Source organism: Oryzomicrobium terrae (genome assembly GCF_008274805.1).
In the GTDB taxonomy this organism is placed as follows: domain Bacteria; phylum Pseudomonadota; class Gammaproteobacteria; order Burkholderiales; family Rhodocyclaceae; genus Oryzomicrobium; species Oryzomicrobium terrae.
In genome coordinates, this window is the sequence record NZ_CP022579.1 from 2848388 (window position 1) to 2865153 (window position 16766).

Here is a 16766-nt window from a genome sequence, read left to right on the forward strand (position 1 = left end):
AGGAGGGTTTTCGGGGTCGCGCTCACAGCTTGCCTCCCCGCATCAGCTGGCGGTTTTCCCAGTCGATGCGCAACAGCACGGCCAGGGCGACGCAGTTGGCGAGGATGCCAGAGCCGCCGAAGCTCATCAGGGGCAGGGTCAGGCCCTTGGTGGGCAGCAGGCCCATGTTCACCCCCATGTTGATGAAGGACTGCACCCCCAGCCAGATGCCCACGCCCATGGCCACCAGGCCGGGGAACAGGCGGTCGAGGGTGACGCACTGGCGGCCGATGGCGAAGCAGCGCTGCACCAGCAGGGCAAACAAGGCCACCACCACCAGCACGCCGACGAAGCCCAGTTCCTCGGCGATCACAGCCAGGAGGAAGTCGGTGTGGGCTTCGGGCAGGTAGAACAGTTTTTCGACACTGGCCCCCAGGCCGACGCCGAACAGCTCGCCACGGCCGAAGGCGATCAGGGCGTGGGACAACTGGTAGCCCCGGCCGAAGGCATCGGTCCACGGGTCCATGAAGCCGAAGATACGCTCGCGCCGGTAGGGCGAAACGATGATCAGGATGGCGAAGGCCACCAGCATCACCACGATCAGCACGGCAAACAGGCGGGCGCGCAGGCCGCCGAGGAAGAGGATGCCCATGGCGATGGAAATGATCACCACGAAGGCACCGAAGTCCGGCTCCTTGAGCAGCAGGACACCGACGAAGACCATGGCCACCGCCATAGGCAGGAAGGCCTTCTTCAGGTCGCGCATGTGGGGCATCTTGCGCACCGTGTAGTCGGCGGCGTAGAGCACAGCGAACAGCTTCATCAGCTCGGAGGGCTGCAGGTTGGCCACCCCCAGGGGCAGCCAGCGCCTGGCGCCGTTCACATCCCGACCCAGGCCCGGAATGAGCACGATCACCAGCAGCAGCACTCCGGCCATGAACAGGTAGGGCGCCCACTGCTGCCAGGCGGTGAGCGGCACCTGGAAGGCGACTACGGCGGCGACAATGCCGACGGTGAGGAAAACGCCGTGGCGCACCAGGAAGTAGGCCGGCTGGTGGCCGGCGAAACGGCTTCCCTCGGCAGTGGCGATCGACGCCGAATAGACCATCACCATGCCGAGCAGAAGTAGGATCAAACCGGACCAGAGCAGCAGCATGTCCACCTCGGCCGGAGTGCGGCGGGTGTTGTCGAGGATGGCTCTCATCGCCCCTCCCCTTGGCCTTTGGACGCGGCGGCCAGCTCGGCCACGGTGTCGATGAACACCTGGGCCCGGTGGGCATAGCCACGGAACATGTCGAAGCTGGCGCAGGCCGGCGAAAGCAGCACGGCGTCGCCAGATTGGGCCCGGTCCGCCAGCCAGCGCACGGCGGCGGGCAGGTCGGCGCAGCGCTGCACGGGGACACCGACGGCGGCAAGGGGCGCGGCGATGGCGGCCTCGATCAGCCCGGCGTCGCGGCCGATCAGGGCTACGGCGCGGCCGTGGGCGACCAAGGCGGCACCCAGGGGGGCGAAATCCTGGCCCTTGCCGTCGCCCCCCAGGACGATGCCGACCTTGCGGCCCAGACCCTCGATGGCGGCCAGGGTGGCGCCCACGTTGGTGCCCTTGGAATCGTCGATGTAGGTCACGCCGCCGACCTCGGCCACGGTCTCGACCCGGTGCGGCAGCCCGGCGAAGGACTTGAGGGCCGGCAGCACCCGCTCGGCGGCCACACCCACCGCCTCGCACAGGGCGATGGCGGCCAGGGCGTTGGCAGCGTTGTGGGCGCCGGTGAGCTTGAGTTCGTCCTGGCGCACCAAGGCCTTGTCGCCCTTCACCAGGGCGCCGCCCACCAGGCCGAAATCGCCGGCGCGCCCCGGGGCGTCCAGGCCGAAAGTGACGAAGGGCACGCCGCAGCGACCGTTGGCCAGGCTCCAGTCATCGTTCCGGTTGAGCACGGCGGCCTTGGCACCCTTGAAGATGCGGGCCTTAGCCGCGGCGTAGTTGGCCAGACTGCCCTGGTAGCGGTCCAGGTGGTCCTCGGAAACGTTCAGCACCGTGGCCGCGTCGGCGTTCAGGGTGTGGGTGGCCTCCAGCTGGAAGCTGGACAGCTCCAGCACCCAGGCCTGGGGCAGGTCGCCGTGGTCCGCGGCGTCCATCAGGGCGTCCAGGGCCGAGGGCGAGATGTTGCCGGCGGCCCGGGCGGTGACGCCGGCGCCGTTGAGCAGGTGGGCGGTGAGCGCCGTGGTGGTGGTCTTGCCGTTGCTGCCGGTGATGGCCACCACCTTGGCGGCCGGCGCCAGGGCGCGCAGGCCCCAGGCGAACAGTTCGATTTCCGAGACCACCGGCACAGTCAGGGCCGGCAGGGTCTCCCGGGGCACCCCCGGGGAGATGGCCACGACGTCGGCGTCAGCGAAGGTAGCGGCAGCGAAGGCGCCGCAAACGAGTTCGGCCGCCGGCACGGCGGCGGCCAGTTCGGCCTGGTTGGGCGGCGTGGCGCGGCTGTCGGCGACCCGTACCCGGGCGCCTTGCCGATCCAGCCATTTGGCCATGGCCAGCCCGGACTCGCCGAGCCCCGCCACCACGACCGTTTTACCCATGAGTTCCATGTTCGCTTACCGCAGTTTCAAGGTGGAGAGGCCAAACAGCACGAGCATGATGGTGATGATCCAGAAGCGCACCACCACCTGGGTTTCCTTCCAGCCGCTCTGCTCGAAGTGATGGTGCAGGGGCGCCATCAGCAGGATGCGGCGGCCTTCGCCGAAGCGCTTCTTGGTGTATTTGAAGTAGCCGACCTGGAGCATCACCGAGAGGGTCTCGACGACGAACACGCCGCCCATGATGAACAGCACGATCTCCTGGCGGACGATCACCGCCACGGTGCCGAGGGCCGCGCCCAGGCCCAGGGCGCCCACGTCGCCCATGAACACTTCGGCCGGGTAGGCGTTGAACCACAGGAAGCCGAGGGCCGCGCCGGCCATGGCACCGCAGAACACCGCCAGCTCACCGGCGCCGGGGATGTAGGGCACCCCCAGGTAGCGGGAGAAGACGGCGTGGCCGGCCACGTAGGCGAAGATCGCCAGGGCACCGCTGACCATGGCGGTCGGCATGATCGCCAGGCCGTCCAGGCCATCGGTGAGGTTCACTGCGTGGCTGGTGCCGGTGATGACGAAGTAGGTCAGCACGACGAAACCGATGGCGCCGAGGGGATAGGCCACGGTCTTGAAGAAGGGCACGATCAGTTCCATCTGGGACGGCACGCTGGCGTTGGCCGCCAGGTAGAGGGCCGCGCCCAGCGCCAGCACCGAGGTCCAAAAGTACTTCCAACGCGACGCCAGGCCCTTCGGGTCCCGGTACACCACCTTCTTCCAGTCGTCGTAGAAACCCACCGCGCCGAAGCCCAGGGAGACGATCAGCACCACCCAGAGGTAGCGGTTGGTCAGGTCACCCCACAACAGGGTGGTGATGCCGATGGCGATGAGGATCAGCACCCCACCCATGGTCGGGGTGCCGGTCTTCTTGAGATGGGTCTGGGGACCGTCCTGGCGCACGGCCTGGCCGATCTTCTTGGCCGCCAGCCAGCGGATCACCCCGGGACCAGCCCAGAAGGCGATCAGCAGGGCGGTCATCGCCGCCAGCACGGTACGCAGGGTGATGTAGTTGAAAACGTTGAAGGCCCGGATGTCCTGGGCCAGCCACTGGGCGAGAAGCAGCAGCATTTAGTGGGCCTCCTGCACGGGTTCGTCGGCAAGCAGGGCGACGACCCGCTCCATCTTCATGAAACGGGAGCCCTTGATCAGGACGGTGACGTCCGGCCCCAGTTCGGGCAGCAGGGCCTGGACCAGAGTCTCGGGGCTGCCGAAATGCTGGGCTCCCTCGCCGAAGTTGCGCGTCGCCACCTCGGCCAGCTCGCCCAGGGTGAATAAGCGATCCACCCCCTGGCTCTTGGCGTAGCCCCCCACTTCGTCGTGGAACTGGCCGCTCATTTCGCCGATCTCGCCCATGGCGCCGAGCACCAGCACTTTGCGGCCAATGGTGGCGGCGAGCACGTCGATGCCGGCGCGTACCGAATCCGGGTTGGCGTTGTAGGTGTCGTCGAGCAACTGGGCACCCTTCTTGCCGGCACGGCGTTGTAGACGCCCGGTAACGCCAGCGAAGCGGGCCAAGCCTTCGGCCACCGCTTCCAGGGGCACGCCGGCCGCCAGGGTGGCGGCTGCAGCCGCCAGGGCGTTGGCGGCGTTGTGCCGGCCAGGGACGGCCAGGCGTACCGTGGCTTGGCCTTCGGCACAGGTCAGATCCACTTCCAGGTCGAGACCGTGGGTGCGGACCGCACCGCGCACGTCCGCCGCATGCGTCAGCCCGAAGGTGCGCACCGGACGGCCGCTGTTGAGGCCCTGCCAGTAGCCAGCGAACTCGTCGTCGGCATTGATCACGGCCACCCCCTTGGCATCGAGGCCGGCATAGATGCTGCCCTTTTCCCGGGCCACCTCGTCCAGGGAGCCCATGCCTTCCAGGTGAGCGCGCTGGGCGTTGGTCACCAGGGCCACGGTGGGGCGGGTCAGGCCGGTCAGGTAGGCAATCTCGCCCGGGTGGTTCATGCCCATCTCGATCACCGCCACCTTGTGTGCGGCGGTCAGGCCGAGCAGGGTCAGGGGCAGGCCGATGTCGTTATTGAAGTTGCCCTGGGTGGCCAGTACCGCCTTGGCACCGAAAGCCACCGCCAGGATGCTGGCGATCATTTCCTTGGTGGTGGTCTTGCCGTTGGAGCCGGTCAGGGCGATCACCGGAATCGCGAACTTGGCGCGCCAGTGGGCGGCCAACTGACCCAGGGCATGGCGGGTGTCGGCGCAGGTCACCAAGGGCAGATTCGGGGCGGCGGCCCGCACCCGCGCCAGTTGGTCGGCGGCGATCAGCGCTGCGCAGGCGCCCTGGGCTGCCACCTGGGCGATGAAGTCGTGGGCATCGAAGCGTTCGCCCTTGAGGGCAACGAACAACTGGCCAGGCTGCACGGCCCGGCTGTCGCTGCTCACCCCGGCGATGGCAACCGACGTCCCGTGCAGCGTCCCGCCCACGGCGGCGGCGATCTCGGTCAGATCCAGCGTCACTTTTTTGCTCATTGTTGGTTGCTCCACGCGGCCAGCGCTGCCTTGGCCTGCACCACGTCGGAATAGGGCCGGCGCACACCGCCGACCTCTTGATAGTTCTCGTGCCCCTTACCGGCGAGCAGCACCACGTCCCGGGCATCGGCGGTGGCAATGGCGCGCTCCACGGCCCGCGCCCGATCCAGTTCGTGCTCGGCCCCGGGGGCGCCAGCCAGGATGGCGGCGATGATGGCGGCCGGGTCCTCGCTGCGCGGGTTGTCGCTGGTGACGATCACCCGGTCAGCACGGCGCACGGCCACTTCGCCCATCAGCGGACGCTTGCCGCCGTCCCGATCGCCGCCGCAACCGAACACGCAGACCAGCTTGCCGCCTCGCGCCTCGGCCACTTCGGCGAGGGCGCCCAGGGCGTTGTCCAGGGCATCCGGGGTGTGGGCGTAATCGACCACCACCAGGGGCCGGGCTTCACCGCCCAGGCATTCGAGGCGCCCCGGCGGCGGGGTCAGGCGGGCCAGCTGGGCGGCCACCACGTCGAGGGGCAGCGCCAGGCTGACCAGGGCGCCGGCCACCGCCAGCAGATTGGCAGCGTTGTAGCGGCCGAGCAGGGATGACGCCACGCTGGCGCGCTGATGGCCGTCGCTCAGGGTGAAGTGGAGCCCGGACGGGGTGATCGCCAGGTCGTCGGCGCAAAGCAGACGGGTGGCACGCGGGTGGCGGGCGCCGGTCAGGCTGTAGGCGATGCGCTCCCGGGCGTCGGTCACGCTGAGCAACTGGGCACCAAACGGATCGTCCAGGTTCACCACCACCGCTTCCAGACCGGGCCAGCGGAACAGCTTGGCCTTTTCCTCGGCGTAAGCGGCCATGGAACCGTGGTAATCCAGGTGGTCCCGGGTCAGGTTGGTGAACACGGCGGTGGCGAAGCGGCAACCGGCCACCCGGTCCTCGGCCAGGCCGATGGAGGACACCTCGATGGCGCAGGCCCGGGCCCCGGCGGCAACGAAACCGGCCAGCTTTTCCTGCAGGTGGGCAGGTTCCGGGGTGGTGAAACCGGACGGGGTAAGGGCCCCGGGAAATCCGTCACCCAGGGTGCCGATCACGGCGCAGGACTGACCGGCCGCATGCAGGGCCTGGGCGATCCACTGAGTGCAGGACGTCTTGCCGTTGGTGCCGGTGACGCCCACCAGGGCCAGCTTGGCGGTCGGGGCGCCATATACCGCGTCGGCCAGGGCACCGCACCAACGCTTGAGTTCCCCCACGGCCACGGCGGGAACGGTCAGGGACGCGGCATCCCAGCCGGCGGCCTCGTAGACCACCGCCACGGCGCCGCGGGCAACCGCCTGGTCGATGTAGCGGCGGCCGTCGGCAGCATCGCCCGGGTAGGCGAGGAACACGTCGCCCGGACGCACCCGGCGGCTATCGTTCTCCAGACGGGTCACGGTCACGCCTTGGGCGCGCAGGGTATCAAGCACCCGGTTGATCACGGTCAGGGCGTCCATTACATGCCCTCCTCTTCGGCCGGTGCCTGGGCCACCTTGAGGTTGCCGCCGATGGGGGCATCGTGGGCCACGCCCAGGGTGCGCAGAGCACCAGCCATGATCTGGGAGAAGGCCGGCCCCGCCACGTCGCCGCCGTAGTGGCGGCCGCTGGAGGGTTCGTCGATCATCACCGCCACCACCAACCGGGGATCGGAAGCTGGCGCCAGACCGATGAACGAGGCTACGTACTTTTTGGCGTACACGCCGTTTTCGATCTTGTAGGCAGTGCCGGTCTTGCCCGCCACCCGATAGCCAGGGATTTGCGCCTTGGGGGCGGTGCCGCCGGGCTGGGTGGCCATTTCCAGCATGGTGCGCACTTCCTGCACGGTCTGGGGCGAGAAGATGCGGGTGCCGGTGACCGGCCCCGGGGGCAGCTTGGTCAGGGACAGGGGCAGCAATTCACCGTCGGTGGCGAACACCGAATAGGCCCGGGCCATCTGCACCAGGGAGACGGAAATGCCGTGGCCGTAGGACATGGTGGCCTGTTCGATGGGGCGCCATTGGGCATAGGGACGCAGCCGGCCGCCGACTTCGCCGGGGAACCCCAGACGCGGCGGCTTGCCGAAGCCGACGCTGTCGAACATTTCCCACATTTCCTTGGGGGCGAAGGTGCCGGCGACCTTGGCGGTGCCAATGTTGGACGACTTCTGGATGACCTGGGCCAGGGTCAGCACACCATGGGGATGGGAGTCGGAAATGGTGGCGGTACCGATGGTCAGCTTGCCCGGAGCGGTATTGATCAGGCTGTCGAAGCGGAACTTGCCCTTTTCCAGGGCGAGCGCCGCGGTAAACGGCTTCATGGTCGAGCCCGGCTCGAAGGTGTCGGTCACCGCCCGATTGCGCAACTGGGCGCCGGACAGGCGCTCCCGGTTGTTCGGGTTGTAGGTCGGCCAGTTGGCCAGGGCCAGCACCTCGCCGGTCTTGGCGTCGAGCACGACAACACCGCCGGCCTTGGCGGCGTTGTCGGCCACGGCCTGCTTGAGGGTGCTGAACGCCAGGTACTGGATCTTGCCGTCCAGGGCCAACTGGATGTCGCGACCGTCCTGGGGGGGCTTGATCGACCCCACGTCCTCGACGATCTGGCCGCGCCGGTCCTTGATCACGCTGCGGCTGCCGTTCTTGCCTTCGAGCTGGTTCTGGAAGGCCAGCTCGACCCCTTCCAGGCCCTTGGCGTCCACCCCGGTGAAGCCGACGATGTGGGCGGTCATTTCACCGGAGGGGTAGTAGCGGCGGTATTCCTTTTCCTGGTGGATGCCAGGCAATTTGAGGGCGGCGATGCGCTCGGCGTTTTCCGGCGGAATCTGCCGCTGCAGGAAGACGAAGTTGCGGTCGGTGGCCAGCTTGCGGTTGAGTTCGCGCTGATCCAGGTCGAGCAACTTGGCCAGAGTGCGGGACTGATCCGGGGTGAGTTTGACGTCGCTGGGGATCGCCCAGATCGACTTCATCGGCGTGGAAATGGCCAACACGTCGCCGTTGCGGTCGGTGATGCGGCCGCGGGACGCGGATACTTCGATGTCGCGGCGGTAGCGGGACTCGCCCTTTTCCTGGAGGAAATCGTTGTTGATCACCTGCAGGTAGAAGGAGCGACCAACCAGGGCCACCATGGCGGTCATCAACAAAACGACAACCGCCCGGCTTCGCCAGGCGTCGAGTTTCAGGTGCAGCACCGGGCTTTCGGTGTACTTGTGCGGTTTCATCGCGCCACCACCCGGTTGGCAGAACGATTATCCGGCTCCCGCGCCACCACCACCTTGGCCGGGTCCGGCGCCTGCATCTTCAAGCGCTCCCGGGCGATCTTCTCGATGCGCGGATGGGTCGCCCAGGTAGACAGTTCGAGCTGGATCTGACCGTACTCCACATCCAGGCTGCGCGAGCGCTCCTGCTCCGCCTCCAGGGCCTGGAAGAGCTTGCGCGCCTTGTGCTGGGCAGTGACCAGCCCGAGGGAGCAGAGCATCACGGCGAGCAGGAGGGCGAGGTTGAAGCGCAGCATGATCGCTTAGGCCGCCAGCTTTTCGGCGACGCGCATCACGGCGCTACGCGAACGGGGGTTGGCCGCGACTTCGGCAGCGGAGGCCTTGACCGGCTTGCCGACGATGCGCAGGCGCGGCTGCGGCAACTGGGCGGCGGTCAGCGGCAGGTTCTTGGGCAGATCGTCGGGATTGGCCTCGGCCTTCATGAAGCGTTTGACGATGCGGTCTTCCAGGGAATGGAAGCTGATCACCGCCAGGCGGCCGCCGGGCACCAGCAGGCCCATGGCCGCGGGCAGGGCTAGCGCCAGCTGCTCGAGCTCCTGATTGATATGAATCCGTAGAGCTTGAAAGCTCCGCGTCGCCGCATCCTGCCCTGGCTCGCGGGTACGCACGGCCTCGCGCACGAGCGCAGCGAACTCACCTGTGGTTGCAATACGCCGTTCCCGCCGAGCAGCCACAACCTTCTTTGCAATCTGGAAAGCAAACCGTTCTTCGCCATAGTCCCTGATCACCTCCGTAATTTCCCGCTCGCTGGCGCGATCCAGCCACTCGGCGGCGGTCTCGCCCCGGGAGGTGTCCATGCGCATATCGAGGGGCGCGTCGAAACGGAAGGAAAACCCCCGCTCCGCTTCATCCAGCTGGGGAGACGAAACTCCGACGTCGAGCAGGACGCCATCCACCGCTGAGTAACCCGCCGCCCGCACCACATCCCCCATCTCGGCGAAGGGCGCGTGGAACAGGGTGAAACGGGGGTCGTTGATTTGACTGGCCGCGGCGATCGCCTGGGGATCGCGATCGAAGGCCAGCAGACGGCCGGCCGGGCCGAGCTTGGACAGGAGCAGACGGCTGTGGCCGCCGCGGCCGAACGTGCCATCGATGTACACGCCGTCGGCTTTCACCGCCAGCGCCTCGATCGCCTCTTCAAGCAGGACCGTGACGTGGGTGAGAGAGGCGCTCACAGGGAAATCGCCTCGAAGCCCGGCGGAGGAACGTCACTTTGGAGCGCCGCCAGGGCTGCGGCGTTTTGCGCCTGCCAGCCCTCGTCGCTCCAGATTTCGAAGTGGGAGCCCATACCCACCATCCACACCTGCTTCTCCAGCTTGGCATGGCCGCGCAATTCGGGGGCAATGAGCATGCGCCCGGCGGAGTCCATTTCCTCTTCCCGGGCATTACCGACCAGCACGCGCTTCAGCGCGGCGGAACGGGGGTCGAAGCTGGGGGCCTTGAGGATCTGGTCACGGATCGGCTCCCAGGCCTGCAGGGGGTAGAGCAGCAGGCAGCCGTGGGGATGGGCGGTCAGCACCAGCGCACCGGCCGATGCCTGGGCGAGCGCTTCCCGGTGGCGCGCCGGAATGGCGAGCCGCCCTTTGGCGTCGAGGCTGATCGAAACCGTCCCCTGGAACATGGCGCCCTGTCGCTTCCCCTGTTAAATCTCACATCCCGTTCGGCTAGAACGAGAACCCCGCAACCCGTTTTTCCCACTTCCTACCACTTTCACCCACTTTAGAGGAATGATTTACCACGGTCAAGCGCAAAAACGGATTTTTCCCAATGGAGACAATGACTTAGAGACGCTTTTGCGCAAAAAACGTAGAAAAATAAACCTTAATAATCAATGGGGATAGAAAAGCATCTGAAAGTGCTTTGTGAGGAATGCAATGCCATTGGCGGACGACGAACGGCCATGCCGGACGCATCGACCGGTTGCCGGGCAAATAACGGGGGAGGTAAAGCAGAACGTGCGGGGGACAGGCCGGGAGCGGGATACCGCCAGGCTCCGGCGCAGCGATGCAGGGGCGGCGACCCGAAAGGGCCGACCGAAGGGGTGGAACGACACGACAGCGACTACTAAATGCACCTGCAACGACATGAATGAAGTGGGAAGCCGGCCGATAAGCCGGGTTCTGTCGATGCCCGAAAGCACCGTGGCAGCCATTCCTCTAGGCGGACGCGTTACCACGCCGCTCAAGCAGCCTACCCGGGAGCAGCGCGAGCCACGCCATTGCTCCCCTATTTGGCCTTGCTCCGGATGGGGTTTACCGTGCCGTCCGGCGTTGGCCCCGGACGCGGTGGGCTCTTACCCCACCATTTCACCCTTACCTGGCGTGCGGCGCCATCGGCGGTATCTCTCTGTTGCCGGAATCAGGCGGCGCGAAGGTTGCCCTTCAAGCCGCACCGCCGCCTGATCCGCCCACCCCTTCGGGCGGGACTCTCCGTCACCTTGGTTATAGTGCCCGGCCGTTAGCCGGCATCCTGCTCTGTGGAGCCCGGACTTTCCTCCCCGTGCTTGCGCACGCGGCGGCTGCCTGGCCGACTTCCCGGCGCGGATTATACCCCGGCGGCGGCCAGGCTCCGGCCACTTTCCCGCCGTCCCGGGCGGAATTGTCGGGTGTCATCGTAATAGGCCGGATCGGCGTTGGCGGCAACAACTCCCGGGATGCCGAGGAGTGGCACCGGCTGCAGCGCCCGGGGGGCATCGTAGGTGCCGGCGGCCAGGTCCCGGGCCAGCCAGCCGTCCAGCGCCCGACGTAGGGCGTCGGGAGCCTGGGCCAGACAGGCGGCCTCCACCGGATACAGGATGGCCTTGGCGGTCAGGCCGAAGAACGGCGCCAGCAGGGCTTCGTAGGTGGCGTGACCGAAGACGATGAAGCGCATGTGCCGCGCCACGTCGGCGCGGCGCTCCCAGAACAGGGCCTTCCACTGGAAGCGGCGCAGCAGGTCGAACAGGGACGGGTCGGAGGACAGCACCGCCAGGCCGCACTCGTCGAAGTGGGTCATGGCGTCCCGGGCCTGGCCGCGGGCCTGCCCTGGCGCCGGTTCGCCACCCACTTCGGCGATGCCGCGCAGGTGGCGGGCGTTGAGGGCTGCCTTGGCCTGGGGAAAGGCCAGCCAGACCAGGGCGTTGAAGAAGTCGTGCCAGTTGTCGGGACGGGTTTCCACCTCGCCCCGCGCCCACACCCGGCGCTCGTAGCCCAGGCCGTCGTCGGCCGGCGGGACGAAGCGCACCGGCAATCCGGATTCCGTGAACACCGGCAGGGCTGCGGCCAGCGCCGCCAGGGCTTGCCCGTCGGGCCGGCCGGGCAGGCGGTCGAGCCAGGGGCGCAGCGGATCGAACAGGGGATGGGCGTAGGACCCGGCCATCGGCGGGCGTGCCTTACTGAGCGGCGCTGGCGCCAGCCGCATCCACTGCCATGGGCGCGGGGGCGGCGGAGGCTGTCGCCGCCGGATTGGCGACGAAGCGCAGCTTGCCGCCGTCGACCTTGAAAGTGCCGATCAGATCGCCCAGGCCGCCCGGCGGCTCCTCGTCCAGGGGGCGGAAGCCTTCGCAGGTCTGGGTTTCCACCAAATAAAGCTTCTTGCCCTGGCGCAGCACGTAGGTTTTCTCGCCAGTCTGGTGCACTTCCACCGCGATGTTGGCAATGCTGGCGGTCTTGAGGTTATGGCGACGCTGGCAGTCGGGCAGGCGTGCCGCCACCAGGGCCAGGTCTGCTTCCTTCTTCCAGAACCAGGGTTGGTCGGCGATCAGGGTCAGAGCGTGGTCGCGGCCCGCGATCTGGTACGACGCGGCATCGTGCATGCAGCCGGACAGGACGGGCACAGCGACGAGCGACAGGAGCAGGAGGGCGCGCATGGAAGCCTCGGCGGGTGGAAGAAGAAAAAGAGGATCAGTCCTGCAACTGCCAGGCCAGGGTTTCGCCGGCGCGCAACGGGGTGAGGGTTTCGCCCGGGGCATAAGCATAGGCGTCCGGCACGGTCCAGGGCTGCTTGACCAGGGTGACGGTGCCGGCGTTGCGCGGCAGGCCGTAGAAGTCGGCGCCGTGGAAGCTGGCGAAGCCTTCCAGCTTGTCCAGGGCCCCGGCGGCCTCGAAGGCTTCGGCGTACAGCTCCAGGGCGGCGTGGGCGGTGTAGCAGCCGGCGCAGCCGCAGGCCGCTTCCTTGGTGTGGCGGGCGTGGGGCGCCGAGTCGGTGCCGAGGAAGAACTTCGGGTTGCCGCTGGTTGCGGCCTCCACCAGGGCCAGCCGGTGGGTTTCGCGCTTTAACACCGGTAGGCAGTAATAGTGGGGGCGGATGCCGCCCTGGAAGATGGCGTTGCGGTTGTAGAGCAGGTGGTGGGCGGTGATGGTGGCACCCACGTTGGGGCCGGCGCGCTTGACCAGCTCGGCCGCATCCTTGGTGGTGATGTGCTCGAACACCACCTTGAGGCCGGGGAACTTGGCGATGAGGGGCAGCATCACCCGCTCGATGAACACCGCTTCCCGGTCGAACAGGTCGATAGCCGGGTCGGTGACTTCGCCGTGCACCAGGAAGGGCAGGCCGCGCTTTTCCATTTCGGCGATGGCCGGGAAGGCCTTTTCCAGGGCGGTGACGCCGGCGTCGGAGTTGGTAGTGGCGCCGGCCGGGTAGAGCTTGACCGCCTTGACGAAGCCCGACTCGGCCGCCTTGACGATCTCGGAGGCCGGGGTGTTGTCGGTCAGGTACAGGGTCATCAGCGGCTCGAAGGCCGCGCCCGGGCCTTGCTGCGGCAGGGCTGCCAGGATGCGCTCCCGGTAGGCGGCAGCGGCCTCGACGGTGGTCACCGGCGGGCGCAGGTTGGGCATGATGATGGCCCGGCCGAACTGGCGGGCGGTGTGCGGCATCACCGCCGCCAGGGCGGCGCCGTCGCGCACGTGCAGGTGCCAGTCGTCGGGACGGGCGATGGTCAGGGAGGTCAAAGCGGAAGAAGGCTGGGGCTGGGTCACGGCAGGCTCGGCGCGGGGCATCTGACAATAATGGCGCGATTTTACCGGGGAACCGTCCCGATACCGACGGATTCCACGCTTACGTCCCCACTACATCGCCAAACCCCGCGCCAATACTCGATCTCCACGGGGCACGCCTGAAAGTCCGCGCCCATGGCCGATCTCCAGGCATGCATCGCCAAGAACAAGGACTGGCGCGGGGTTTCAGGCATACCCCCCTAAGCCCGCCCCCTCAGCCCCCCGTATCGGGGCAATTGGTGTGGCCGGGGCCAGGCGCGCTAACGCGCCCCAGCCCTCTGCCCAGGACGGGAGCGGGGACGGGCGGAATAACGCACAACTCAGCCCGCGCCGTCCTTGAGTTCCAGGGCCCGGGCGTAAAGGGCGTTCTTCGGCGCTCCGGTGAGGGCGGCCGCCAGCTTGGCCACCTGTTTCACCGGCAGGCCTTCGCCCAGCAGCAGGGCGAGCACCCGCTCAGCCTCGGCGGGCAAGCCCTCCTCCACCGCCGGCGGCGGGCTGCCGACGATGACCACGAACTCCCCGCGCTGGTGGTTGGGATCGGCGGCCAGCCAGGCCGGACCGTCGGCCAGGGGGCCGACGTGGATCTGCTCGAAGGTCTTGGTCAGTTCCCGGGCGATCACCAGGGTGCGGCCGGGTTCCAAGGTGGCGGCCAGGTCCGCCACCATGTCCACGATGCGGTGCGGCGCCTCGTAAAAGACCAGGGCGGCCGGCACCGGTTTGAGGGCTTCCAGCTCGCGGCGACGTTCGCCGCCCTTGGCCGGCAAGAAGCCGACAAACAGCCAGCGGGCATCCGTCAGACCGGCGGCGGACAGGGCGGTGACCGCCGCACTCGGACCGGGGATGGGGATCACCTTGAACCCCGCCGCCCGCACTGCCTCCACCACCTTGGCGCCAGGGTCGGACACCGCCGGGGTGCCGGCATCCGAAACCAGGGCCACCGCATCGCCGGCGGCGAGCTTGTCGATGATCTGCTCGGCGGCGTGGCGCTCGTTGTGCTCGTGGGCGGCCAGCAGGCGCGCCGAGATGGCGAAGTGGGTGAGCAGGCCCTGGGTGTGGCGGGTGTCCTCGGCGGCGATCCAAGCCGCTCCGCGCAACACCTCCTGGGCGCGCGGGGAGAGATCAGCCAGGTTCCCCAAGGGGGTGGCCACCACATACAATACAGAAGATTCAATCGTCATTTTTTACAGTCACTACCCAATCACTACCATAAGGCTGCGGCCGCGCCGGCAGTGCGGCCACACCCACCAGGGGAAGCCGCCAATGGCGACGCACGATAGCACACCGACCAGCGCGGCAGCCCGAGGCGCCGCGGCCGAGCAGGCCGCCGCCGACTACCTGACCCGCCAGGGACTGACGCTGCTGGCGCGCAACTACCGGATCAAGGGCGGCGAGATCGACCTGATCTGCCGGGAGCGCCGCACCCTGGTCTTCGTCGAGGTGCGCGCCCGCGCCAGCAACGCCTTCGGCGGCGCCGCGGCGAGCATCGACCCACGCAAGCAGGCGCGCCTGATCCTGGCGGCCCATCACTATTTGCAACGCCTGCCCCAGCCGGATACGCCCTGCCGCTTCGACTGCGTGCTGTTCGACGCCGGCCGGCTGACCTGGCTGAAGGACGCCTTCCGTGCCGGCGAGTGAGCCCCCCGGCGCTGTACCACACCGCCGAGGTGACGCACGGGGCGGCCAAGCCAGGCTGGCCGGCGCCCTGCTCCTGGCCCTCTGCATCCTCCCGGGGCCGGCCGGCGCCCAGGCGGTACGCATCCTGGTCCAGGACTCGCCCCTGGCCGGCAGCCAGTATTACGCCCTGGAACGACGCTACGGGGAGATGCGCGTCGGCGATGCCCTGACCCTGACCCGGGAACCGGACAATCCCCACGACCGCCACGCGGTGCGGGTAGACTGGCGCGGCGACAAGCTCGGCTACCTGCCCCGGGCAGAAAATCGGGCCGTGGCCGCGGCCATGGACCAGGGGCTGGCGGTGGAGGGGCGAATCGCCGCCCTGGCGCCCCACCCCAACCCGTGGAAGCGGCTGCGCGTCGAAGTGTGGATCGGTCAGTAGCCCTGCCCCCGACACGGGGCGGCGGCGGGAGGCCCAAGGCTGCATGCTAAACTTGGGGCTTCATTCCTCCCTACGCCCGACGTACGCCCACCATGGATCTCATCGCCCGCATCAGCCAGCAATTTCAGGACAGCGCCGACACCAAACTGGCGGCCGTGGAACTCCTTGCCGCCCCCATCGCGGCTGCCACCGAACTGATGACGAGCGCCCTGCTCAACGGCGGCAAGATCCTGGCCTGCGGCAACGGCGGCTCCGCCGGCGACGCCCAGCACTTCGCCGCCGAACTGGTGGGGCGCTTCGAGCGGGAACGCCAGGAGCTGGCGGCCATCTCCCTGTCCACCGATACCTCGATCATCACCGCCGTGGCGAACGATTACGCTTTCGAGCAGATCTTCTCCAAGCAGGTGCGGGCCCTGGGGCATCCGGGGGACGTGCTGCTGGCCATTTCCACTTCGGGCAATTCGGCCAACGTGATCGAAGCCATCCGCGCCGCCCATGACCACGATATGAAAGTGGTGGCGCTGACCGGCAAGGGAGGCGGAAAAATCGGGGAACTGCTGCGTGACGACGACATCCACCTCTGCGTACCGGCCAAGCGCACGGCGCGCATCCAGGAGGTGCATCTCTTGACCATCCACTGCCTGTGCGATGGCATCGACTGCATGCTGTTAGGAGAAGACGAATGACCCAGCCCTCCCCCGTTCCGCAATCCCCCGGCCGGCGTACCGTCCGTGGTCTGGCCGCCATCCTGGTGGCTGCCACCCTGGCCAGCAGCCTGTCGGGCTGCTTCCCGGTAGTTGCCGCCGGCGTCGGCGCCGGCGTGCTGGTGGTGGCCGACCGGCGCACTGCCGGCACCTACACCGAAGACCAGTCGATCTCGCTCAAGGCCGGCCAGCGCATCGGCCACATCATGGGCGAGCGCTCCCACATCAACTCCACCAGCTACAACCGCAAGGTGCTGCTCACCGGCGAGACCGACAGCGAAGAGCTGCGCGCCAAGATGGAAGAGACGGTGCGCGGCATCGCCAACGTGGACGGGGTATACAACGAGATCAAGATCGCGCCGCCGACGCCGTTCACCTCCCGCTCCGCCGACACCTTCATCACCTCCAAGGTGAAGGGCCGCTTCGTCGATGCCAACAAGTTCTCCGCCAACCACGTCAAGGTGGTCACCGAGGCCGGCGTGGTCTACCTGCTCGGCCTGGTGACCCAGCGCGAGGCCGACGATGCGGTGCAGATCGCCCGCACCACCGGCGACGTGCGCAAGGTGGTGAACCTGATGGAGATCATCAGCGACGCCCAGGCCAAGGATATCGACGCCAAACCGCCCCAATCCGTGGACGACGGTCCCCGCGGCTAAGCGGCGCCGTTCGACAAAAAAGCCGGAGCATTT

17 protein-coding genes and 1 other RNA gene are annotated in these 16766 nt (G+C 67.9%); 4 read left to right on the forward strand and 14 right to left on the reverse strand.

The genetic code is table 11. The annotated features are described in order from the left end of the window. Positions 1-22 precede the first annotated feature (22 nt). The 14 genes from ftsW to rsmI form a co-directional block, all read right to left on the reverse strand. Complete coding sequence (ftsW, locus tag OTERR_RS16075) at positions 23-1183, reverse strand: putative lipid II flippase FtsW (protein WP_054622186.1); 1161 nt, start codon at positions 1181-1183, stop codon at positions 23-25. Further along, positions 1180-2565 (reverse strand): UDP-N-acetylmuramoyl-L-alanine--D-glutamate ligase, encoded by a 1386-nt coding sequence (murD, locus tag OTERR_RS12895; protein ID WP_149426012.1) that lies wholly within the window; start codon positions 2563-2565, stop codon positions 1180-1182. Before murD ends, ftsW begins: the two co-directional genes overlap by 4 nt. Positions 2566-2571: 6 nt before the next feature. Next, a complete protein-coding gene (gene mraY, locus OTERR_RS12900; RefSeq protein WP_149426013.1) occupies positions 2572-3675 on the reverse strand; it encodes a phospho-N-acetylmuramoyl-pentapeptide-transferase in 1104 nt (367 codons plus the stop codon). Continuing rightward, the gene (locus tag OTERR_RS12905) at positions 3676-5073 is read right to left on the reverse strand and encodes a UDP-N-acetylmuramoyl-tripeptide--D-alanyl-D-alanine ligase (RefSeq protein ID WP_149426014.1); all 1398 of its coding nucleotides are present in this window, start codon (positions 5071-5073) and stop codon (positions 3676-3678) included. Then, positions 5070-6551: a UDP-N-acetylmuramoyl-L-alanyl-D-glutamate--2,6-diaminopimelate ligase gene (locus tag OTERR_RS12910; RefSeq protein WP_149426015.1), complete on the reverse strand. Its 1482-nt coding sequence runs from the start codon at positions 6549-6551 to the stop codon at positions 5070-5072. Before OTERR_RS12910 ends, OTERR_RS12905 begins: the two co-directional genes overlap by 4 nt. Then, positions 6551-8287, reverse strand: coding sequence for a peptidoglycan D,D-transpeptidase FtsI family protein (locus tag OTERR_RS12915; protein WP_054622181.1), 1737 nt, complete (start codon positions 8285-8287; stop codon positions 6551-6553). Before OTERR_RS12915 ends, OTERR_RS12910 begins: the two co-directional genes overlap by 1 nt. Then, entirely contained in the window at positions 8284-8580 is a 297-nt protein-coding gene (gene ftsL / locus OTERR_RS12920) for a cell division protein FtsL (protein WP_054622180.1), read from the reverse strand. Before ftsL ends, OTERR_RS12915 begins: the two co-directional genes overlap by 4 nt. A 6-nt stretch (positions 8581-8586) precedes the next feature. Beyond that, positions 8587-9519 carry a 16S rRNA (cytosine(1402)-N(4))-methyltransferase RsmH gene (rsmH, locus tag OTERR_RS12925; protein ID WP_149426016.1) on the reverse strand — a complete coding sequence of 311 codons (933 nt, stop codon included), beginning with the start codon at positions 9517-9519 and terminating at the stop codon, positions 8587-8589. Further along, entirely contained in the window at positions 9516-9965 is a 450-nt protein-coding gene (gene mraZ / locus OTERR_RS12930; protein ID WP_054622178.1) for a division/cell wall cluster transcriptional repressor MraZ, read from the reverse strand. The genes rsmH and mraZ overlap by 4 nt, the downstream gene beginning before the upstream one ends. A 472-nt stretch (positions 9966-10437) precedes the next feature. Beyond that, positions 10438-10878: RNase P RNA component class A (gene rnpB / locus OTERR_RS12935), an RNA gene on the reverse strand. A 10-nt stretch (positions 10879-10888) separates the two neighbouring features. After that, positions 10889-11701, reverse strand: coding sequence for a DUF3025 domain-containing protein (locus OTERR_RS12940; RefSeq protein ID WP_149426017.1), 813 nt, complete (start codon positions 11699-11701; stop codon positions 10889-10891). A 13-nt stretch (positions 11702-11714) separates the two neighbouring features. Then, entirely contained in the window at positions 11715-12191 is a 477-nt protein-coding gene (locus OTERR_RS12945; RefSeq protein WP_149426018.1) for a hypothetical protein, read from the reverse strand. A 34-nt stretch (positions 12192-12225) separates the two neighbouring features. Further along, the gene (gene pyrC / locus OTERR_RS12950; protein ID WP_223116067.1) at positions 12226-13272 is read right to left on the reverse strand and encodes a dihydroorotase; all 1047 of its coding nucleotides are present in this window, start codon (positions 13270-13272) and stop codon (positions 12226-12228) included. Between the two features lie 365 nt (positions 13273-13637). Beyond that, positions 13638-14495, reverse strand: coding sequence for a 16S rRNA (cytidine(1402)-2'-O)-methyltransferase (gene rsmI / locus OTERR_RS12955; RefSeq protein WP_149426020.1), 858 nt, complete (start codon positions 14493-14495; stop codon positions 13638-13640). 82 nt (positions 14496-14577) lie between these two features. Between rsmI and OTERR_RS12960 the strand changes: the two genes are divergently transcribed. The 4 genes from OTERR_RS12960 (at position 14578) to OTERR_RS12975 (ending at position 16733) form a co-directional block, all read left to right on the forward strand. Then, positions 14578-14952: a YraN family protein gene (locus tag OTERR_RS12960; protein WP_149426021.1), complete on the forward strand. Its 375-nt coding sequence runs from the start codon at positions 14578-14580 to the stop codon at positions 14950-14952. Beyond that, positions 14939-15373, forward strand: a complete 435-nt coding sequence (locus OTERR_RS12965; protein ID WP_246154173.1) for an HIRAN domain-containing protein — start codon at positions 14939-14941, stop codon at positions 15371-15373. Before OTERR_RS12960 ends, OTERR_RS12965 begins: the two co-directional genes overlap by 14 nt. A gap of 92 nt (positions 15374-15465) precedes the next feature. Beyond that, positions 15466-16059, forward strand: coding sequence for a phosphoheptose isomerase (locus tag OTERR_RS12970; RefSeq protein WP_054622172.1), 594 nt, complete (start codon positions 15466-15468; stop codon positions 16057-16059). Beyond that, positions 16056-16733, forward strand: a complete 678-nt coding sequence (locus OTERR_RS12975) for a BON domain-containing protein (RefSeq protein WP_054622171.1) — start codon at positions 16056-16058, stop codon at positions 16731-16733. The genes OTERR_RS12970 and OTERR_RS12975 overlap by 4 nt, the downstream gene beginning before the upstream one ends. The last annotated feature ends 33 nt before the right edge of the window (positions 16734-16766 follow it).